Origin of the sequence: Pseudomonas sp. AU11447, assembly GCF_001672555.2 — a bacterium.
Classification (GTDB): domain Bacteria; phylum Pseudomonadota; class Gammaproteobacteria; order Pseudomonadales; family Pseudomonadaceae; genus Pseudomonas; species Pseudomonas nitroreducens.
Window position 1 is genome coordinate 27,994 of the sequence record NZ_LZDG02000013.1, and the last position, 21,104, is coordinate 49,097.

Genomic DNA, 21,104 nt, shown 5'->3' on the forward strand with positions numbered 1-21,104 from the left:
TGCAAATCCGCTGCGGGGCGGGTTCGCGAGCAAGCTCGCTCCTACAGGGGGAGTTTCAATCAGGCCTCACGCGCGCCGGGAATGGCCAGCAGCTCGGTGATGCCGGCATCCAGCGTCGCGATCAGGCGATCCACGTCCGCTGCGGTGGTGTCCGGGCAGCACAGGGTCATGTTGTGGAACGGCGTGATCAGGATGCCGCGGTTGATCAGGTACAGGTGCAGGGCCATCTGCAGTTCGTCATGGAACGCCGCTTCGGCTTCGGCGCCAGTGCGCGGGGAGATGGGGCAGAACTGGAATTCGCTGCGCGCGCCCAGCTCGGTCACCGACCACTTCAGGCCGTGCTTGGCGATCAGTGCGCGGAAGCCGTCTGCCAGGCGCTTGGCCAGCGGCAGCATGTGGTCGTAGGCCGCCTGGGTCATCACCTGTTCCAGGTTGGCACGCATGCAGTGCATGGCCAGGGCGTTGGCCGAGAGCGTGGTGCCCATGCCGCTATGGCCGTGGCCATGGCTGTCTTCCTGGGCGCTCTGGCGCGAGGCGGCCATGCGGTCGGCCATCTCCGCGCTGCAACCGAAGATGCCGCAGGGCACGCCGCCGGCGATCGGCTTGCCGACCACGAAGAAGTCCGGGTCGAGGTTCCACAGCTGGGTGCAGCCGCCGATATTGGTGGAGATGGTGTGGGTTTCGTCGATGATCAGCAGCGAACCGTACTTGCGCGTCAGTTCGCGGCACTTCTGCATGAAGCCCGGGTCGGGCAGGACCATGCCGATGTTGGTCATCGCCGGCTCGCACAGCAGGGCGCAGACGTCGCCCTGGGCCAGCGCGGCTTCCAGCGCCTCGACGTCGTTGAAGGGGATGGAACGGCTGTGCTGGGTCAGGTCGTAGGCCTGGCCGACCAGGCCGGAGCGGTGCACGGTTTCGCCGTCGCGGTAACGCACCATCACGTCGTCCACGGTGCCGTGGTAGCAGCCGTCGAACACCAGCAGGGTCTTGCGCTTGGTCACTGCGCGAGCCCAGCGCAGCACGTAGCGGTTGGAGTCGGTGGCGGTAGCGGTTACCTGCCAGTAGGGCAGGCCGAAGCGCGCGGCGAGCAACTCGCCGCAGACCACCGCGTCTTCGCCGGGGAGCATGGTGGTCAGGCCACGGGCGCCCTGTTCGGCGAGGGCGCGGGCGATCGGCGCCGGCGAGTGGCCGAACATGCTGCCGGTATCGCCGAGGCAGAAGTCCACGTAGTCATGGCCGTCCACGTCGTAGAAGCGGGCGCCCTGGGCGCGTTCGACGAACAGCGGGCAGGGCGTGGACCAGTCGGCCATCCAGTGCATCGGCACACCGGCGTACAGCGACTGGTGCGCACGCTCGGCGAGGGCGACGGACTTGGGGTTCTGTTCCAGGAAGCGCTGGCGCTCGCGGGCGGTGAAGAGATCCACGGCCTGTTGGGCAATTCCGCTGGCGGTCATGTTGCACACCTCGTTTGTTATTTCGCACATCTTCCATTTGTGATCACAAAAATGTCAATACAGCGAATCATCTGCCTGATAATCTGCCCTGTAACGAATTTTGTGATCACAGAATGGGGCCGTATCCATGCATGACGTCACGAACGTATCGCCCTGGGTCGGCCAGGTGGCCCTGGTCAGCGGCGCCGGCAGCGAATCCGGCATCGGTTTCGCCAGTGCCCGCCGCCTGGCGCGCAATGGGGTGAAGTTGCTGCTCACCGCCAGCAGCGAGCGCGTCCTGCTGCGGGCGGAAGAACTGTGCGGCGAAGGTTTCGACGTCCGCGCGCTACCGGCCGATCTGACGGACGAAGGCGATGTCCGCAGGCTGGCCGAATGGGCGCAGGCGCAATGGGGAAGGGTAGACGTGCTGGTGAACAACGCCGGCATGGCCATGCAGGGCAGCCCGGAACCCTTCGTCGAGCTGGCGGCGATGGACCTCGCGACCTGGAACCTGTCGCTGGCGCGCAACCTGACCAGCGCCTTCCTGCTCACCCGCGCATTGTTGCCGGGCATGTTGGAGCGCGGCTACGGACGCATCGTCAACGTCAGCTCCACCACCGGCACGCGGGCCAGCAATCCGGGAGAGTCGGCCTACAGCGCGGCCAAGGCCGGAATGCTCGGCATGAGCATGGGGCTGGCGCTGGAAGTGGCGCAGCGCGGGGTGACGGTGAACAGCGTGGCGCCGGGCTGGATTGCCACCGGCTCCAGCAGCGAAGAAGAAATCCAGGCCGGGCGGCGCACGCCGCTGGGTCGTTCCGGGCGACCGGAGGAGGTGGCCGCCGCCATCGCCTTCCTCGCCTCGCCCGAGGCCAGCTACATCACCGGCGAAGTGCTGGTGGTGGATGGCGGCAACTGTCTGATCGAAAACAAGGGATAAGCGAGATGAAGCACGACTGCAGCCTGACCTTCGCCCAACTGCCGGCGCCGCCGGCCGGGCGGGAGTGAAACCATGGCCGACAACCTTCAGGAACAGCTCTACCAGAACCTGCGCCAGGCCCTTTTGAGCGGGCGCTTCCAGCCTGGCGAGCGGCTCAAGATCCGCGACCTGGCTGACGAATGGGGAACCAGCCCGATGCCGGTCCGCGCCGCCCTGCAACGCCTGGTGGCAGAGGGCGCGCTGGAAGGCGAACCGCAACGCTCGCTACGGGTACCGGTGATGACCCGCGAGCGCTACCTGCAGATCCTGCAGGTGCGGCAATCCCTGGAGGGGCTGGCGGTGGAGGATGCGGCGCGGCACCTGCGGCCCGCCGACATGGCCGTGCTGCGTGATTGCACCGAGCGCATGGAAAACGCGCTGAACGCCCGTGACGTGCATGGCTACCTGGAAGCCAACAGCCTGTTCCACCTGACGCTCTACCGCGCCTGTGGCAACCCCACGCTGCTGCGCATGATCGAGGCGCTGTGGCTGCAGGTGGGGCCGTTCTTCAACCGGCTGTTCACCGAGGCCGACCTGTCGCTGCGCCTCAACGACTTCCACGAAGACACCCTGCAGGCGCTGGAGCGTGGCGATGGCGCAGGCGCGCGCAAAGCCATCGAACAGGACCTGGGCTACTGCGGCCAGTACCTGCTCAATCTGCTGGAGCTGGAAAGCGGGGGAAGGCTGGGGGCCCGTTGAGATTTCACGGTCGGCGGGCAGCGTCAGAAAGGGCGTATCCGTGTATCGGATGTGTCCGCTAGGAATGCGGCCGCTCTCGCGCGAGATTCGGCAGCCACTTCACTATTTCGAGCTTGCCCGTGACCATTCCTTTCTGGCGGAACATGGCTGTCCCGGCATGCCTGCTGGGCGGCCTCTACATCCTCAATCCCTTGGGCGTGCCGAGCCAGGACCCGCGCCTGCGACTGCTGGGTGGCTCGACCTTTTCCATCAAGTCGTCGTCAATGACGCCGGGTCTGCAGCCGGGCGATTACATCCTGGTCAACGCGGCCACTTATGCCTTTGGCGAGCCGGCCGACGGTGAGGTCGTGGTGTTCCGGCCGCCGGACAATCCGGCGCAGATCTACATCAAGCGTATCGCCGGCCGCCCCGGCGATCGCCTGAGGATCACCGGCGGGAAGCTGTTCGTGAATGGCCGGGAAGTCACCCAGTCCTACCTGGATGCGAGCCAGAACCAGCGCGAGGACTCGCGCCGGATGCAGGAGCAGGTTGTCCCCGAAGGTCAGTACTTCATGCTCGGCGACAACCGCGACAACTCCCAGGACAGCCGCTACTTCGGCTACGTGCCCAGGGCCAACCTGATCGGTCGCGCTGCGTACGTCTGGTATGCGAAGGATTCCACGCGGATCGGCCCTTTGCGCTAGAGGCCAGATAGGACGCGACTGGCGCTCTTCACGGCGTCTTGATGAAGCGGACGTTGTCCTTCTTGATCAGGATCGTCTCGCCGTTCAACTGCTCGAACTCGTAGTAGTCATTGTATTTGTCGTAGTCGGAGTGATCCTTCACCAGGATTTCGCTGCCGTCCTGCAGCGTCACCACGGCCTTGTCGGCGCATCCGGCGAGGCCGAGCAGCAACAGGCAGGTGAACAAGGCTTTCAACTTCATAGTTTCTCCACGGGGCATCGTACCCGCCCGGGCAGCAAGGGCTGGAGGTACGCTGGGTTGCCTGTGTGACCATGGAAGTTTCAGGAAATTCCGACATGGGGCTTCAAGTATCGAGCCATACGTCGCGTGCCCAGGTCCAGACGGAGTCCCAGGTTTCCTCGGTGAGCTCGCCGTCGGCCCAGAGAATCACCTCGCCGTCCTCGGCGACCGCGTAGTAGTCGTCACCGTCGGCGCAGAGCGGGATCAGCTCGCGCGGCAGGCCATTGGCCCAGGCCACGGCCGCGACTTCCGGCAGGTAAGTGTGGGACTGTGGATCGGTCGCCGTGACGGGTTCCAGGCGGCCATAGACGACGTCGCTGACCAGCAGGAGGAATTCGCGGAATTCCGACGGAATGCCGATCAGTAGTGCTTCCTCGATCTCCACCAGCAGTTCTTCGTCGGGCAGTTCCAGCGGTACCGGAACCGGCTCGTTCGCTTCACGCAGTTTCTCGATCACATCTTCCACAGACGGGGCCTCTCTATATTCGACGAATGGCGCGCTTTATACAGTAGTAGCCGGCCCTCCGCGCAAGACCACTGCGCGGGCGCCGTCCGGACGAGCGGCGTGGGCAGGGCAAGCCTGTGGCCGATGTGCAAAAACGAAAAAGCCCGGCAATAGCCGGGCTTCTTCTTCACGCGCAGGGTCAGTTCTGGCGGATGCCAGCCACCAGCCAGGGCTGGTTGTCGCCCTGGGCGCGCTCCATGCGCCAGCTTTCGCTGAAGGGTTCGCCCTGGTCGAAGCGCGAGGACTTCGACACGCCGCTGAAGGTCAGGGTGGCGATGGTCTTGTCGGCCTGGTCGTCCACGCCCTCGAGTTGCACGTCGAGGTTGTCGATGTAGGTGGACTGGTAGCTGTCGCCCAGGTCCGCGCGCTCCTGCTTGAGGAACTGCAGCATCTGCGGGGTGACGAATTCGGCGATCTTGTCCATCTCGTTGGCGTCCCAGTGCTGCTGCAGGGACATGAAGTGCTCGCGGGCGGCGCCGATGAAACGGGTCTCATCGAACCAGCTCGGGGCGTTGATCACCGGACGGCTGTCCATCACCGGGCGGGACGCGCCACCGAAGATCGACGGCGGAGCAGCCGGCATTTCACGCTGCATCGGCGCGTGGCCGCCGGCCATGGCGGGCTGCTGGCCCTGCTGCTGGCGGCGACGCGAAGCGATGAAGCGGAACGCGATGAAGGCGATCAGCGCGATGATCAGGATGTCGAGGAACTGCATGCCCTGGAAGCCGTCGCCCATGAACATGGAGGCGAGCAGGCCACCGGCGGCGAGGCCGGCCAGCGGGCCGAGCCAGCGCGAAGCGCCGCTCTTGGCAGCGGCGCCGGCAGCGCCTGCGGCGGCACCGGTCGCGGCCGGGCCGGCGGCAGTCGGGGAATTCGGCGCGGCGTTGGGTTGCGCCTGGCGGGTCTGGTGGCTCGGCGCAGAGCCCATGCTCTTGCCGCCACCGAAACGTTTGGCGGCGTTGACGTCGAGGCTGAGCGTCACGGCGACACAGAAGGCCATGGCAAGGCTGAGAAAGCGCTTCATCGTTGTCATTCTCTTGGTTGGTATACGACGCACGTCATGTTGCAGGCCGGGGCCGGTGAGGGCTAGCCGGATTTTGTTTCGTGCTGTTGCCCTGTCCGGGCCCGACCCCTGATATGGGGGCGGTTGAATCCCTTTCCAAATCAGTCTGTTACTGATTCTTTCAGAGCCGCCTGTCGGAAGGCTCGGATGGTAGGCTTCGCTGAGCGAGGCCGTCAGCCGCGCGATCCCCTGACCCCACGCCGCGAGGACCGCCGACCATGCATGCCATCGACTTCATCCAGGACCTCGCGGTGATCATGCTGATCGCCGGTTTCGTCACCATCCTCTGCCACCGCTTCAAGCAGCCGGTGGTGCTGGGCTACATCATCGCCGGGGTGATCATCGGCCCGCACACCCCGCCCTTCGCGCTGGTGCACGACGAGGATACGATCAAGACCCTCGCCGAACTGGGGGTGATCTTCCTGATGTTCTGCCTGGGGCTGGAATTCAGCTTGCGCAAGCTGTTCCAGGTCGGCGCCACGGCGTTCATCGCCGCGTTTCTGGAAATCACCCTGATGATCTGGGCCGGCTTCGAGATCGGCCGCCTGTTCGACTGGAGCACCATGGATTCGCTGTTCCTCGGCGCGATCCTGGCGATGTCTTCCACCACCATCATCATCAAGGTCCTGGGCGACCTGAAGATGAAGAACGAGCGCTTCGCCCAGCTGATCTTCGGCGTGCTGATCATCGAGGACATCCTCGGCATCGGCATCATCGCGCTGTTCTCCGGCATTGCCGTGAGCGGCACGGTGGAGGCCGACCAGGTGTTCTCCACGGTCGGCAAGCTGAGCCTGTTCATGGTCGTCGCGCTGGTCGTCGGCATCCTGCTGGTACCGCGCCTGTTGGCCTACGTGGCGAAATTCGAAAGCAACGAGATGCTGCTGGTGACGGTGCTCGGCCTGTGCTTCGGCTTCTGCCTGCTGGTGGTGAAGCTGGAATACAGCATGATCCTGGGTGCCTTCCTGATCGGCGCGATCATGGCCGAGTCGCGCCAACTGATCCAGATCGAGCGCCTGATGGAGCCGGTGCGCGACATGTTCAGCGCGATCTTCTTCGTCGCCATCGGCCTGACCATCGACCCCAAGGTGCTGGTGGACTATGCCGCGCCGATCCTGGTGATCACCCTGGTGGTGGTCGCCGGCAAACTGATTTCCTGCGGCGCCGGCGCTTTCATTGCCGGCAACGACGGGCGCACCTCGATGCGCGTGGGCATGGGCCTTTCGCAGATCGGCGAGTTCTCCTTCATCATCGCCGCGCTGGGCATGAGCCTGGGCGTGACCAGTGACTTCCTCTACCCGGTGGTGGTCGGCGTGTCGGCCATCACCACGCTGCTGACGCCCTACCTGATCCGCTCCGCCGACCCGCTGGCGCTGTACCTGGGCCGCAGCCTGCCGTCACCCATGGTGCGGGTGTTCAGCCTGTACGGCGAGTGGTTGCGCAGCATCAAGCCGCGGGGCGACAAGGCGATCCTCGCCGGGATGATCCGGCGCATCCTGCTGCAGGTCGGGGTCAACCTGACGCTGGTGATCGGCATCTTCTTCGGCCTGGCGTTTTTCGCCGGGCAGATCGGCCAGTGGCTGGCGCAGTTCGTCGAGCCCGAAGCGCTGCACAAGGCGCTGATCTGGGGCGCCGCCCTGCTGCTGTCGCTGCCGTTCCTGATCGCCGCCTACCGCAAGCTCAAGGCGCTGGCGATGCTGCTGGCGGAAATGGGCGTGAAGGCGGAAAGCGCCGGCCGCCATACGGCCCGCGTGCGCCGGGTGATTTCCGAGTTGATTCCGCTGCTGTCGCTGGGCGGCATGATGCTGCTGCTGGCGGCGCTCAGTTCGAGCATCCTGCCGCCGGGCGAGCTACTGGTGGTGGTGGCACTGATTGCCGCGCTGGTGATCGCGGTGTTCTGGCGCTGGTTCATCCGCGTGCATTCGCGGATGCAGGTGGCGCTGATCGAGACCTTCGAGCAGAACGGCGGCGGGCATCACTGAGCCCGTCGGTCGAGCGGGGGAGTGATCTGTAGGAGCGAGCTTGCTCGCGAACCCCACGGCACTACAGCTGCCGGTGAATCCGTACGCGAGCAAGAACTGGGCGTCCCCCTCGGTCCTACAAAAAGCGGCTCAGAGGTGCCGGCGCATAACCTGATCCAGGTTATGCGCCCTACGGTCCTGAAGCAGACGGATCAGATCGCTTCCAGCTTCGCGTAACCCATCATCAGCCACTTGCTGCCCTCGCTGTCGAAGTTCACCTGCACCCGTGCCTGGGCGCCGGAGCCTTCGAAGTTGAGGATCACGCCGTCGCCGAACAGCGGGTGGCGCACGGACTGGCCGAGGCTGAACGGGGTGTCCGGCACGCTGGCGCCGCTGAACAGGTTGCCGCTGCGCTGGTTGCCCGAGAGCGGGCGGCTCACCGAGTTGGACAGGCGTACTTCCTGGATCAGGCTCGGCGGGATTTCGCGGACGAAGCGCGACACCTTGTTGTAGGTCTCGCTGCCATACAGGCGGCGGGTTTCCGCGTAGGTCATGACCAGGCGGTGCATGGCGCGGGTGATGCCCACGTAGGCCAGGCGGCGTTCCTCTTCCAGGCGGCCGGGTTCTTCCAGGCTCATCTTGTGCGGGAACAGCCCTTCTTCCACGCCGGCAAGGAACACCAGCGGGAACTCCAGGCCCTTGGCGCTGTGCAGGGTCATCAGCTGTACGCTGTCCTCGAAGGCGTCGGCCTGGGTGTCGCCGGATTCCAGCGCGGTGTGATCAAGGAAGGCCACCAGCGGCGGGGTGTCTTCGTCGTCCGGGGTCTCGAAGGCGCGGGCGGCGCTGACCAGTTCTTCCAGGTTTTCCACCCGGGCCTGGCCTTTCTCGCCCTTCTCTTCCTTGTGGTAGGTGACCAGGCCGGACTGCTCGATGACGATCTGGGTCATCTGGTGCAGCGGCATGCCTTCCACTTTCACCGCGAGCATGTCGACGCTTTCCAGGAAACCATTGAGCGCGCTGGCGGCGCGGCCGGCCACGGCCTTGGCGGCGATCACGTCGTTGATCGCGCGCCACATGGAGGTGCCGTTCAGGCGCGCGGCGTTGCGGATCGCCTCGACGGTCTTCTCGCCGATGCCGCGCGGCGGCACGTTGATCACCCGCTCCAGCGCGGCGTCGTCGTCGCGCAGGCGGATCAGCCGCAGGTAGGCCAGGGCGTTCTTGATCTCGGCGCGCTCGAAGAAGCGCTGGCCGCCGTAGATGCGGTAGGGGATCTTCTCGCGCAGCAGCGCCTCTTCCAGTACGCGGGACTGGGCGTTGGAGCGGTAGAGGATGGCGATTTCGCTGCGCTTCAGACCATCCTTGCGCAGGGCGTCCTCGATGGTCTCGACGATGTAGCGCGCCTCGTCGTGCTCGTTGAAGCCCGAATACAGGGTGATCGGGTCGCCGTCGACGCCGTCGGTCCACAGCTCCTTGCCCAGGCGCCCGCTGTTGTTGGCGATCAGCGCGTTGGCGGCCTTGAGGATGGTGCCGGTGGAGCGGTAGTTCTGCTCCAGGCGGATGTCCTCGGTGCCGGCGAAATCGTCACCGAACTGCTGGATGTTCTCGATCTTCGCGCCGCGCCAGCCGTAGATCGACTGGTCGTCGTCGCCCACCACCATCAGGCTCTCGCCGCCCTTGCCGAGGAAGCGCAGCCATGCGTACTGCACGGCGTTGGTGTCCTGGAACTCGTCCACCAGGATGTGGCGGAAGCGCCGCTGATAGTGCTCCAGCAGGCTCGGGCGGTCGCGCCAGAGGTCCAGCGAGCGCAGCAGCAGTTCGGCGAAGTCGACGACGCCGGCACGGGCGCAGGCATCTTCGTAGGCCTGGTAGACGCTGACCATGGTCGACAGGTAGAGGTCGCCGCCGGCCTGGATGTTCTGCGGGCGGTTGCCCTCGTCCTTCTGCCCGTTGATGAACCACTGCGCCTGGCGCGGCGGCCAGCGCTGTTCGTCCAGCCCCATCTCGCGCACCACGCGCTTGACCAGGCGCAGCTGGTCGTCGCTGTCGAGGATCTGGAAGTTTTCCGGCAACCCGGCTTCCTGCCAGTGCGCGCGCAGCAGGCGATGCGCCAGGCCGTGGAAGGTGCCGACCCACATGCCCGCCGGGTTGATCCCCAGCAACTGCTCGATCCGCGCGCGCATCTCGGCGGCGGCCTTGTTGGTGAAGGTCACGGCCAGGATGCTGTGCGGCGAGGCGTTCTCGACCTGGATCAGCCAGGCGATGCGGTGCACCAGCACGCGGGTCTTGCCGGACCCGGCACCGGCGAGTACGCGCTGGCGCCCCAGCGGCGCGGCCACGGCCTGGCGCTGCGGGTCATTGAGGGAGTTGAGCAGGTAGGAGATGTCATCGTTCATGGGGAGGCATTCTACCGACGGGCGGTTTTCCCCGGCAAACCGGGCCGCCGTCCGGCGTCTTCCCGACGAAAGTTGGGAGGGCTTGCAGCCAATTGCCATCATCCTGCTTGGGTGGGGCTACCTCCTCGGGTATGCTCCGCCGACGCCTAGGCCAGAACCTACAAGAAAAACGCCTATGACCGCTTATGTAGAGCCTTCGGCGATCCCGGTGAGCCATGCCGAGATCCGCCAGCAGTACGCTCACGAAATTGCCGTCGAACGCACGCGCCTGCTCTACCAGGGCTCGCGGGTGCCGACCCTGCTCATGCTGCTCAATGGCCTGGCCTGCACCGGGTTGCTGTGGGACTACGTGCAGCCGGGGCTGCTGGCCGGCTGGCTGGTCTGGCTGGTGCTGCTGGCCGTGCTGCGGCTGATCCAGGTCTCCGCCTTTAATGCCGCTTCCGCCGAGCGCCAGGCCAGCCCGCACTGGCAGCGCACCTTCCTGTTCGGCGCCGGGGCTTCGGGCCTGACCCTGGCTTTCGCCGCGATCGCCCTGGTCCCGCCGGATGCCTTCCTCCAGCAATCCCTGGTGTTCGGCCTGATCGCCGCGGCCATCCTGTCCGCCAGTGTCGCCTACGCGGTCAGCCTGCCGGCCTTTCTCACCTTTGCCTTGCCCTGCCTGTTTCCGTCCATTGCCTATTTATTGATCAGCGATAACCCGTTGCAGCAGGGCTGGGGCGTGCTCGGGGTGATCCTGCTGGCTGCGCTACTGGTGGTGGCCTGGCAGATTCATCGGGTCGTCCACGTCGGCCTGCTGCGGCGTTTCCAGGCCCAGGCGCTGGTGGCGCACCTGGAGCGTGCCAACGCACAGACCGAGGCGCTGAACCAGGACCTGGAGCGTGAAGTCGAGCAGCGCCGCCGCGCCGAGCGCGAACTTTGCCGCGCCCGCGACGCGCTGCAGGAGCGAGTGGAGGCGGGCAGCGCCAAGCTCAGCCACACCGAGGCGCGCCTGGCCCTGGCGCTGGAGGCCAGCGAACTGGGCCTGTGGGACTGGAACCTGCTGACCGATGAAGTGCACCACTCGCACCTGGAGGAGATCTTCGGCATCACCCAGGAATCGGTGAAGAGCGTGCGCAACGACCTGCGCCCGCGCCTGCACCCCGACGACGTACCGCTGCTGCGCCGCGCGCTGGTCGAGCACCTCAAGGGCCGCACCGACGGCTACCGCATCGAATACCGCGTGCGCCACGCCGCCGGCCACTGGGTCTGGGTGGAAGACCGTGGCCGGGTGATGGAGCGCGATGGTCGCGGGCAGGTCACGCGGATGGTCGGCACCCGCGCCGACATCTCCCCGCGCAAGCTGCGTGAGGAAGAACAGCGCCTGGCTGCCACGGTGTTCGAGGCCGCCAGCGAAGGCATCATCATCCTCGACCCCGATTACCGCCTGATTGCCATCAACGAAGCCTTCACCTCACTCACCGGCTACCGCCGCGAGGAACTGCTGGGGCACAACGTCGCGCGGCTGATGGGATCGACGGAGAGCCTGCGGCGCTACCAGTCGATCCGCACCGAGCTGGAGCGTCAGGGCACCTGGCAGGGCGAGCTGATCGAGACGCGCAAGAACGGCGAGTTGTACCCCCAGTGGCTGCAGCTCAACGTGGTGCGCGACAGCCGGGGAGCGGTGGCCCATGTGGTCGGCTTCTTCGCCGACCTCACTGCTCGCCGCGATGCCGAGGAGCGCCTGCGCTACCTGTCGCACTACGACGAACTCACCGGGCTGGCCAACCGCACGCTGTTCAAGGAGCGCCTGCACGAGGCCAGCCAGCGCGCGCGCCAGGAAGGCCGCACGGCGGCGCTGCTGCTGATCGACCTGGACCGCTTCAAGCTGCTCAACGACAGCCTCGGCCACGAGGTCGCCGACCAGTTGCTGCGGCAGATGTCGCGGCGCATGACCCAGACGGTTCCCGAGGCCGATACCATCGCCCGCTTGTCCGGCGACGAGTTCGCCGTGCTGATCGACTCCTACGCCAGCCTCGCCGCGCTGGCGCGGCTGTCCAGCCGCCTGCTGGCGAAGCTGCGCACGCCGATGACCGTGGGCGGCCACGAACTGGTGGTCAGTGCCTCGGTCGGCATCAGCCTGCTGCCGGACAACGCCTGGGAAATCTCCGCACTGATGAGCCAGGCGAACATGGCCATGCAGCATGCCAAGCACCTGGGCGGGAATACCTTCCAGTTCTTCACCGACAACCTGCAGGCCTGCACCCTGGAGCGCCTGCAGCTGGAGACGCGGCTGCGCAAGGCCATCGACGAGGGGCAGCTGGACGTGCACTACCAGCCCAAGCTGAACCTCGCCAACGAGCGCCTGGACAGCGCCGAGGCACTGGTGCGCTGGCGCCATCCGGAGATGGGCATGGTGCCGCCGGGCGACTTCATCGGCTTGGCCGAGGAGACCGGGCTGATCGGTGCCATCGGCGAGTTCGTCCTGCGCCGCGCCTGCCAGCAGGCCCGCGCGTGGCAGCGCCAGGGGCGCGAGCTGCGGGTGTCGGTCAACCTGTCGGTGCACCAGTTGCGCACCGGCAATCTGGTCGACCTGGTGCGTACCGTGCTGGAGGAAACCGGCCTGCCGTCGCACCTGCTGGAGCTGGAATTGACCGAAAGCCAACTGCTGGACAACGTCGAGAGCGTCACCGCTACCTTCCGCCAGCTGCGCGAGATGGGCGTGAAGCTGGCCATCGACGACTTCGGCACCGGCTATTCCTCGCTCAGCTACCTGAAGCGCTTCCCGGTGGACTACGTGAAGATCGACCAGACCTTCATCCGCGACCTGTCGGAGCGCGGCGAGGACGCGGCCATCACCCGCGCGATCATCGCCATGGCGCACAGCCTGGAGCTGAAAGTGGTGGCGGAGGGCGTCGAGCACGTCGAACAGCTGCGCTTCCTGCGCGCCCACGGCTGCGACGAAATCCAGGGTTACCTGATCAGCCAGCCCGTACCAGCGGATGCCTGCCTGGCGTTGCTGGAGAGAAGCGACAGGCTGGTTCAGTGATGCTGGTGGTCGCCGGACACGCCCTGTAGCACGCTCTGGTCGATTTCGCTGAAGCGCAGCACACGTCCGCCTTCGGCGGTGGCCATGCGGTCGGCGTCCGCGCGGTCGGCGAATGAGGCGAGCGTGGCGCCCATGGCGCCGGGGCGCTTCACGCCGACCACGTAGAACGCGCTGGTGGCGTCGACCAGGTGGCGGTCATCGGGATGGTTCCAGTCGCTGCGGGCCATGTCGTGCACGTACAGGCGCGCGCCGCTGTGCTGGTTTTCAGGCTGCAGCCACCAGCCCAGCAATTCGGCGGTGGAGCAGAATTTGTGCACCGCGCCGGGGGCCACCGCCTCTCCCTTGGGACCGGCGAAGTCGCTGATGACCATGCCGCAGACGTGGCATTCCTCGCCGTTCTGGAAAGGCACCGGAGCGAGATTGGCGTTTGGCTGGGCGGCATCGTCGCAGCCGCCGAGCAGCAGGGCGAGGATGCCGGCGGTGAAACCCAGGCGAAGGGAGCGGGACAGCAGCATGGGGAAACTCCTAAAGTCAGATCGGGCGCCGACGGAACAGCGCGTAGGCCAGCGCCAGCGCGGCCAGGGTCCAGGCACACAGCGCCAGCCAGAGTGCCGCGACGGGAACGGCCAGATCCCGGCCGAGGGTCAGCACGCCGCCCAGTTCGGCACCGAAATCAGGCAGGTTGATCAGCCGGTAAAGATCGGTGGGGTTGAGCAACAGCAGCCAGGGCAGCAGGTTGGCGCTGAGCTGGCCCTTGCCGATCACCAGCAGGGCGAGCAAGGCGAGGTCGAACAGCAGCACGAAGAAGAACCAAACGCCCAGCGCCAGGCCGGCGGCGGTGGACTTCTCGCTGACCCGGGCGCTCAGTGCATAGGCCATGGCCAGGAAGGTCCAGCCGAGCAGGCAGGACGAGAGGATGAAGCGGGCGAAGGAGCCCAGCAGTTGCCCCAGCGGGATGCCCGGCACCAGTACGGCAATGGCCAGCGCGGCGGCGGAGAAGCCCAGCAGCGTGGCGAGACCGAGAGTCAGGCCATGGCCGAGGAACTTGCCGACCAGAAGCTGCCCGCGTCCCAGCGGGTAGGTCAGCAGGAGCAACAGGGTGCCGCCTTCCTCCTCGCCGACGATGGCGTCGTAGGCCAGCAGCAGGGCGATCAGCGGCATCAGGAAGGTTGCCAGGCTGGTCAGGCTGGCCAGCGTTGCCGGTAGCGAAGTGAAGCCCACTTGTCCGCTGGCGGCCGCGCCCAGCCAGGCGATACCGACGGCCAGCAGGGCAAACAGCAGGCTGATGGCGAGCAGCCAGCGATTGCGCAGGCCGTCGGCGAGCTCCTTGCGGGCGATGTTCCAGATCATGGTCATGCCGGGACTCCCGCGTGCGCGCTTTGCATGTGGTGCCGATAGAGGTCTTCCAGCGACGGCGGCAACACCTCGAGCTCCTGTGCGTGCTCGGCGAGCAGCACGCTGAGCACTTCGTGCTGGTGCGCTTCGCCGACCCGCAACTCCACGCGCCGGCCATCCAGGGCGGTAACGCCATGACCTGCCTCGCGCCAGTGTTGCGGCCAGTCGCCGTCGAGCCTGCCGGCGTAGCGGATGCGCACTGGCAGCCCGGCGTCGCGGCGCAGGTCGGCAAGGCTGCCGGCGGTGAGCAGCCGGCCCTTGGCGAGGATGGCGGCGCGGTCGATATGCGACTCCACGCCAGGCAGCACATGGGAACAGAGGATGATCCCGGTGCCCTGGGCGCGCAGGCGGTCCAGCCACTGGTAAAGCTCGATGGTGGCCAGCGGGTCGAGGCCGACGGTAGGTTCGTCGAGCAGCAGCAGTTGCGGCTGGCCGAGCAGCGCCTGGGCCAGGCCAAGGCGCTGGCGCATGCCCTTGGAATAGGTCTTCACCCGGCGCTGCGCGGCGTGGCTGAGGCCGACCTGTTCGAGCAGCTCGTCCACTTCGGCGGGCCGTGCGCCCTTGAGCCGGGCGAAGTGCTGCAGCGTCTCGCGGCCGCTGAGCTGCGGGTAGAAGGTCACGTTCTCCGGCAGGAAGCCGATGCGCCGACGCACTGCCGGGTCTCCCGGCGATTGGCCGAAGACGCGCACGCTGCCTCGTGTCGGACGCAGCAGGCCGAGGATCAGCTTGATCGTGGTGGTCTTGCCGGCGCCGTTATGCCCCAGCAGGCCGAGGACTTCGCCGGCGCCCAGTTGCAGGTCGAGGCCATGCAGCGCTGTGAAGCCGCCGTAGTCCAGGGTTGCGTCTTGGATCTCGACGGGGTTCATGGTTGCGCCTCCAGGTCAGGGGCGCGCATCAGCGGGAAGCTGTCGCGCACGCCGGGTGGACGGGTGACGGGAAACGCGCGCTGGACCCAGCGCAGCAGTTCGATGGCGGGGCTGGTCATCAGCAACTGCACTTGTGGGTACATCCACAGCAGTTGATCGACCTTGTCGTTGGGTTCGTAGGCAACATCGCCGACGCCGTCGGTATTGCGGTCCCAGCCCAGGTAGTCGCTCCAGTAGTTGCCGCGCCCGCCGGCGGACCATTCCTGGGTGCGGCTGGCGACGTACTTGACCTGCTGGCGGTTGCCGATGAAGGCATTGCCGCTGATGCGGTTGTCCTCGGAGCCGGCGGTCAGGTGGATGCCCAGGGCGCTGCTTTCGAAGCGGTTGTTCTCGATGCGGTTGAACAGCGAGTTGTAGATGAACAGGGCCTTGCCCTCGGCCCCGGCGATCATTGCGTCGCCGCCGCCATCGCCGCTGCGCACGGCTTCGACACGATTGCCGGTGAGGGTGGAATAGGTGATGTAGTTCATCAGGATGCCGTAGTTCTGGTCGTCCACCGAACGGTTGCCGATCACGGTGAGCTTGCGGCTCTGCATCAGCGCATAGCCGGTGCGGGTGTGTCGGGTGGTGTTGCCGATGACGCGGCTGTTGTGGGTGAACATGTAGTGCACGCCGTAGCGCAGGTCTTCGAAGAGGTTGTCTTCGATGGCGCTGTCGTTGGAGGTGTCGATGTACACGCCATCACGGGTCTGGCGGACCTGGTTGCCGCGCACCAGGGCATTCTTCACCGCGTAGAGGTGGATGCCGTTGCCGCGGTCCTGGGAGCGCACGCTGGGGTCGCCCTGGATGCGGTTGTCGAGCACCTGCACGTCGGCCGTTGCATCCAGCCAGATGCCGAAGCCGGCGCCTTGCAGGTCATTGCTACGCACCACGGTGCCGCGCGCGGCCTTGTCGACGAAGATCGCCGCGTCCATGGCCGTCAGGTCACGCCCCCAGTTGCGCAGGGTGCAGTTCTCGATGGTCACGTCGGGCACGCGCACATGCAGCGTGCTGCCGGCACCCTGACCGTCGATCACGGCGCCGGGCGTACAGCGCAGATGCAGTGGCTGGTCGATGGTGAAGTTGCCGGTGTAGGTGCCGGCCGGCAGGGTGCGGATGTCGCCATCGCCCTGCAGCGGCAACTGGTCGATGGCTTGTGGTTGCGCCTGGGCGCTCGCCGCTAGTAGCAGCGACAGGGCAAGGCCAGGCCTGGTGAGTCCCATGCAACACCTTCTCGTCGATGCCCCGCCAGCGGCTGCCGGCGGGGCCAGGGGCGCGGATATCAGGCCTTTTCCACCAGCATGCGGCCGACCATTTCCATGTGCAGCGCATGGCAGAACCAGCTGCAGTAGTACCAGTGCAGGCCGGGCTTGTCGGCGGTGAAGGTGATGGAGGAGGTCTGCTGCGGGCTGATCTCCATGCTGACGCCGTGGTTGACCACGACGAAGCCGTGGGAGACGTCCTCGATCTCGTCCAGGTTGGTGATGGTGACGGTCACTTCGTCGCCCTGCTTCACGGTGAACTCGGTGAGGCCATAGGCGGGAGCGGACGAGGTCATGTACACGCGAACCTTCTTGCCGTCGCGAATGACCTTGTTGTCCTGCATCAGGTCGATGCCGTCGCGCTTGGCGATCGCCACGGTCTCGGCGAAGAAGGGATCGTCGCGCGCCCAGATCTTGCGGGTCTTGATCTGGTCGCGGCGGGCCAGGATGCAGTCATGCGGCTCGGCGAAGGTGGGGCCGTCGTGCACCAGTTTCATCTCGTCGCCGGAGATGTCGATCAGCTGGTCGTTCTCCGGGTGCAGCGGGCCGGTGGGCAGGAAGCGGTCCTTGGAGAACTTGCTGAGCACGACGATCCACTTGCCGTCGGCTTCCTTGGTCTCGGTCAGTGTCGCGTGGTTGTGGCCAGGCTGGTAATGCACGTCGAGCTTCTGGCGGATGTAGTCGACCTTCTCGCCCTGGTAGGCGCGAATCGCGTCATCGATGTTCCACTTCACCAGTTGGCTGTCGATGAACAGCGTGGTGTAGGCGTTGCCGCGCCCGTCGAAGGTGGTGTGCAGCGGGCCCAGGCCCAGTTCCGGCTCGCCGACGATGACGTCGCGCGGGTCCTTGAGCTTGCCGGCGAACAGGTCGGGCAGCTTGTCGATGGCGATGATGCTGCAGGTGGGCGAGAGCTTGCCGTTGGCGATGAAGTACTTGCCGTCCGGCGAGGTGTTGAGGCCGTGGGGGTTCTTCGGCACCGGAATGTAGCGGGTGACTGCGCTGTCCTTGCCATCCTTCTTGCGGCCATCGACCACCGGCACCTTGCTGTCGCCCAGGGTGATGAAGCGCTTGGCCTTGATTTCCTTCTCGATCGCCGGGACATCGAATACCACGACCCAGTCGCGCTCGTTGCGCATCATGCCGGCAAGATCGGTGGCTTTTTCCGAGTTGTAGCAGGTGGAGGCGGCGAAGCGGCCGGTGTAGTCCATGTCGCTGTTGTCGAGGTTGCCGTCGACAATGACCTGCCACGCGACTTCCATGGTTTCGGCATCGAGCGCGTTGTACATGGTGAAGGCGTTGTCGCCGGTGATGTCGAAGGTCGAGCCGTCATTGGGATGCGGGATGATGAATTCGGCGTTGCAGAACACGTATTGGGTGTGCGGCACCTTCTGCAGGCGCAGGCCGTGGATGGCCTGGACGTTGGGAATGGTGGTGATCCTGTCGCACTTCATGATGTCCAGGCGGATGCGCGCGACGCGGCTGTTGGCCTTGTCGTTGATGAACAGGTACTTGCCGTCGTACTTGCCGTCGGTCATCGAGATGTGCGGATGGTGGCAGTCGCCGTTGTGGAACCGTGCGCTGTCGCCGAGGATGCGCTTGCTCTCGTTGGTCAGCCCCCAGCCAGTGGCCGAGTCGACGTTGAACACCGGGATGCGCATCAGTTCGCGCATCGAGGGAATGCCCAGTACCCGCACCTCGCCCTGGTGGCCGCCGCTCCAGAAGCCGTAGTACTCATCCAGTTCGCCGGGGGCGACATTGATCTTGTCCTGCGCCGACTTCACCGCGTCCGCCCAGGCCTCGCGCGATGTGAAAGCACCCATCGAGCCCGCCGTTACCAGCGCTGCGGCACCGGTTACCGCGGAGGCGCCGAGAAATCCCCGCCGGCTGAGCCCGGCAATCTCGTCCTGTTGCTGCTTCTTGTCAGTCATGTCCTGCTCCTTCCTTAAGGCAAATGGTCAAATCTGTTGCACCGCGATCAGCTGGTCGTCGTCACTGGTGGCCGTGCGCTTGCCGCGCTTCTTGCGCTTGTTCACCAGCGGCGGGCACTTGTGCTCGTTGTGGTAGGTCATCTGGCAGTCGAGGCAGTAGTGGCACTCGTTGGCGTTGATCCTTCCATCGGGGTGGATGGCCTGGATCTCGCACTCCTTGGCGCAGAGCTGGCACGGCTGGCCGCATTCCTTGCGCCGCTTGAGCCAGTCGAACAGGCGGGCCTTGCCGGGGATCGCCAACGCCGCCCCGAGCGGGCAGACGTAGCGGCAATAGACCTTGCGGGTGAACAGGTTGATGACCAGCAGCACCACCACGTAGGCGACGAACCACCATTGGCGATCGAAGTGCAGGGTGATGGCGGTCTTGAACGGCTCGACCTCGGCGAAGCGCTCGGCGGTGGACAGTGACTCCAGGGAGAGGCCGAACAGCACCAGCAGGACGATGTACTTGATCGCCCAGAGCCGCTCATGGACGGCAAAGGGCAGCTCGAACTGCGGCACCTTGAGCTTGCGTGCCGCCTCGTTGAGCAGCTCCTGCAGGGCGCCGAACGGGCACAGCCAGCCGCAGAACACGCCACGTCCCCAGAGCAGGATGCTGGCGGCGGTGAAGGTCCAGAGGATGAACAGCACCGGGTCGATGAGGAACAGTTCCCAGCGGAAGCCTTCGAACAGCGAGTGGACGAAGGTCAGCACGTTCACCACCGAGAGCTGGCCCAGGCAGTACCAGCCGATGTAGGTCAGGGTGAACAGCAGATAGCCGCGGCGCAGCCAGTGCAGCAGCTGCGGCCGACGGGCCAGGTTGTCCTGCAGGAAGAGGATCCCCGCCAGTAGCCCCAGGGCGCCGAGCAGCACGCCGATCTGGAAGCTTTTCTGGTACCAGACGCGCAGCCACATTGGCCGCTTGGCATCCTCCAGGGCCTCCAGTTCCGCCGCGCTGGGCTGCGGCCGGTCGAGGTAGCCCTCCGGCGTCTGGTAGCCGAGGTCGAAGGTGGTGAACAGGCTGTCCACCGGGCCGGTCTGGCGCCGCACCAGCAGTTCCAGGTCGAAGGGTGTGCCGGGGTCGAAGCGTTGTGCGGCGCGGACGATGAAGATCGCCATCTCGGCGAAATGCGGCATGCCGTCTGCGTAGGTATCCGACAGGCGCTGGTAATCGAGGTCGCGGAAACTGAGGATGTCGCCGAACTGGCGAATCTGCACCCGGTCGAAAATGCCGCCGCGCACATAACCCGAGCCCTTGAAGGAGTACTCGCCGCTGCCCAGTACCACGACGGCATATTCATTGGGCTTCAAGGACTCCATCAGCTCGCGGTATTGCTTGTCGCCGAGCAGGTTGCGGCCGACGTTGGGCGGGTTGAGCAGGGCGGTGTAGAGATCGATGAAGGTGTCTTCGCGCTGTTGCGCATCGCGGGCCTGGTTGACCTTTTCGGCGGCGGTGCCCTTGAAGGCGTCGTCGATCTGCCCGCGGGTCAGTTTCAGTTGGCGGATCGCGCCATTGCCCAGCAGCTCGCGCCAGCTCGCCGGCTGATAAACGTCGGTGCGGACGAGAGCGGGCTTGGGTCGCACCTGGCCGTCGTCCTTGATCAGCTTGAGCGACACCGCCACGGTACGGGCAGCACGCATGATGATCTCGTTGACCACCATGACCGTCACGGTGGCGCCGGCGACAGCATCCACGGTCACCGTCTGCGGATCGCCGGAGCGCCCCACGGCCACGCGCTGGTCGGCGCGCAGGCCGCTGTAGCCGGCGGTGAAGGCGTGGAGTTTTTCTTCGGGAATGCCGATCAGCAGGATGGGCTCGTGGTGTTCGAGGACGTAGCTGTCGCGGATCACTGCCTGCGGATCGAGGATCACCTGGACGTTGATCGGCTTGCCGGAATACGCGGGAATACGAGTGACACGGATGCTCTGGAAGGCGTAGCCCAAGAGTTTGTCGCCGTGGGACAGACGCCGCACGCCGTACTCGCCCTCGGGCTCGCCAATGTGGTCGGCCTGGGGGAACACCTGCTGGATGCGCGTTCGCTCCAGATCGCTGAGGTCGGCGCTGTGCGCCGCCAGGCCAAGCATCAGCAACAGGCAGCCGAGCAGCGCCCTGTACAGATCGCGAACGCCCGCCATGGGGCCTCCTTCCTCCATCGCCCGGTCGGGCGGAACTGCGTCAGAAGGCGGTGGGCGCCGATCTCACGCAACGGGTCACTTGAGGGTGACGATCCACTCGGCCAGGGTCTTGGCTTCTTCCGGGCTCACGGCGTTGGCGGGCATCGGGATCGGGCCCCAGTTGCCTTTGCTGCCGGTCTTGATGCTGTTGGTGATGTGGGCAACGCCGTCGGCCTGTGGACCGTACTTGGCGGCAACGTCATGGAAAGCGGGGCCGACGAGCTTCTTGTCGACCGAATGGCAGGCCACGCAAGCCTTCGCCTTGAACAGCTCCTCGCCGGTGCTGGCCATCGCGGTTGTCTGGACCAGCAGGCCGCCGAACAGCAGGGCTACCAGGGCTTTGTTCATGAACGCTTCTCCTCACAGGCTGGCGCTTCGAGGCGCC

The 21,104-nt window shown here is 65.9% G+C and carries 17 protein-coding genes; 5 read left to right on the plus strand and 12 right to left on the minus strand.

Annotation, left to right across the window (positions count from 1 at the left end; all coding sequences use genetic code 11):
- Positions 1–59: 59 nt before the first annotated feature.
- Positions 60–1,454, minus strand: coding sequence for an aspartate aminotransferase family protein (locus A6723_RS00200; protein ID WP_054910322.1), 1,395 nt, complete (start codon positions 1,452–1,454; stop codon positions 60–62).
- A gap of 127 nt (positions 1,455–1,581) precedes the next feature.
- On the opposite strand from A6723_RS00200, the gene A6723_RS00205 reads away from it, so the two are divergent.
- The 3 genes from A6723_RS00205 to lepB all read left to right on the plus strand — a co-directional run bounded on the left by A6723_RS00205 (position 1,582) and on the right by lepB (position 3,791).
- Positions 1,582–2,370, plus strand: coding sequence for an SDR family NAD(P)-dependent oxidoreductase (locus A6723_RS00205; RefSeq protein ID WP_054910321.1), 789 nt, complete (start codon positions 1,582–1,584; stop codon positions 2,368–2,370).
- Positions 2,371–2,442: 72 nt separating this feature from the next.
- Entirely contained in the window at positions 2,443–3,108 is a 666-nt protein-coding gene (locus tag A6723_RS00210; RefSeq protein ID WP_024766839.1) for a GntR family transcriptional regulator, read from the plus strand.
- A 119-nt stretch (positions 3,109–3,227) separates the two neighbouring features.
- The gene (gene lepB, locus A6723_RS00215; RefSeq protein WP_256234948.1) at positions 3,228–3,791 is read left to right on the plus strand and encodes a signal peptidase I; all 564 of its coding nucleotides are present in this window, start codon (positions 3,228–3,230) and stop codon (positions 3,789–3,791) included.
- A 28-nt stretch (positions 3,792–3,819) separates the two neighbouring features.
- On the opposite strand, the gene A6723_RS00220 is transcribed toward lepB, so the two are convergent.
- From A6723_RS00220 to A6723_RS00230, 3 genes are all read right to left on the minus strand, one after another.
- Positions 3,820–4,032, minus strand: coding sequence for a YgdI/YgdR family lipoprotein (locus tag A6723_RS00220; RefSeq protein WP_017521498.1), 213 nt, complete (start codon positions 4,030–4,032; stop codon positions 3,820–3,822).
- Positions 4,033–4,135: 103 nt separating this feature from the next.
- Positions 4,136–4,537 (minus strand): SMI1/KNR4 family protein, encoded by a 402-nt coding sequence (locus A6723_RS00225; protein ID WP_024766840.1) that lies wholly within the window; start codon positions 4,535–4,537, stop codon positions 4,136–4,138.
- Positions 4,538–4,715: 178 nt separating this feature from the next.
- Positions 4,716–5,600 (minus strand): Tim44 domain-containing protein, encoded by an 885-nt coding sequence (locus A6723_RS00230; protein WP_054910319.1) that lies wholly within the window; start codon positions 5,598–5,600, stop codon positions 4,716–4,718.
- A 257-nt stretch (positions 5,601–5,857) separates the two neighbouring features.
- On the opposite strand from A6723_RS00230, the gene A6723_RS00235 reads away from it, so the two are divergent.
- Positions 5,858–7,618, plus strand: coding sequence for a cation:proton antiporter (locus A6723_RS00235; protein ID WP_024766093.1), 1,761 nt, complete (start codon positions 5,858–5,860; stop codon positions 7,616–7,618).
- 191 nt (positions 7,619–7,809) lie between these two features.
- Here the strand turns inward: A6723_RS00235 and uvrD are convergent, their stop codons facing one another.
- Positions 7,810–9,990, minus strand: coding sequence for a DNA helicase II (uvrD, locus tag A6723_RS00240; protein WP_054910318.1), 2,181 nt, complete (start codon positions 9,988–9,990; stop codon positions 7,810–7,812).
- A 175-nt stretch (positions 9,991–10,165) separates the two neighbouring features.
- Here uvrD and A6723_RS00245 point away from each other — a divergent pair, with 175 nt between their 5' ends.
- A complete protein-coding gene (locus tag A6723_RS00245) occupies positions 10,166–13,015 on the plus strand; it encodes an EAL domain-containing protein (protein ID WP_054910317.1) in 2,850 nt (949 codons plus the stop codon).
- Here the strand turns inward: A6723_RS00245 and A6723_RS00250 are convergent.
- The 7 genes from A6723_RS00250 to A6723_RS00280 form a co-directional block, all read right to left on the minus strand.
- A complete protein-coding gene (locus tag A6723_RS00250) occupies positions 13,009–13,530 on the minus strand; it encodes a nitrous oxide reductase accessory protein NosL (protein ID WP_054910316.1) in 522 nt (173 codons plus the stop codon). The two genes, A6723_RS00245 and A6723_RS00250, sit on opposite strands and share 7 nt — an antisense overlap.
- A 16-nt stretch (positions 13,531–13,546) precedes the next feature.
- Positions 13,547–14,371, minus strand: a complete 825-nt coding sequence (locus A6723_RS00255) for an ABC transporter permease (protein ID WP_054910315.1) — start codon at positions 14,369–14,371, stop codon at positions 13,547–13,549.
- Entirely contained in the window at positions 14,368–15,276 is a 909-nt protein-coding gene (locus A6723_RS00260) for an ABC transporter ATP-binding protein (protein ID WP_054910314.1), read from the minus strand. The genes A6723_RS00255 and A6723_RS00260 overlap by 4 nt, the downstream gene beginning before the upstream one ends.
- Complete coding sequence (locus tag A6723_RS00265; RefSeq protein WP_054910313.1) at positions 15,273–16,538, minus strand: nitrous oxide reductase family maturation protein NosD; 1,266 nt, start codon at positions 16,536–16,538, stop codon at positions 15,273–15,275. Before A6723_RS00265 ends, A6723_RS00260 begins: the two co-directional genes overlap by 4 nt.
- Before the next feature lie 59 nt (positions 16,539–16,597).
- Entirely contained in the window at positions 16,598–18,505 is a 1,908-nt protein-coding gene (nosZ, locus tag A6723_RS00270) for a TAT-dependent nitrous-oxide reductase (protein WP_054910312.1), read from the minus strand.
- A gap of 27 nt (positions 18,506–18,532) precedes the next feature.
- A complete protein-coding gene (gene nosR / locus A6723_RS00275; RefSeq protein ID WP_054910311.1) occupies positions 18,533–20,680 on the minus strand; it encodes a transcriptional regulator NosR in 2,148 nt (715 codons plus the stop codon).
- 75 nt (positions 20,681–20,755) lie between these two features.
- Positions 20,756–21,067 (minus strand): c-type cytochrome, encoded by a 312-nt coding sequence (locus A6723_RS00280; protein WP_054910310.1) that lies wholly within the window; start codon positions 21,065–21,067, stop codon positions 20,756–20,758.
- Between the last annotated feature and the right edge of the window lie 37 nt (positions 21,068–21,104).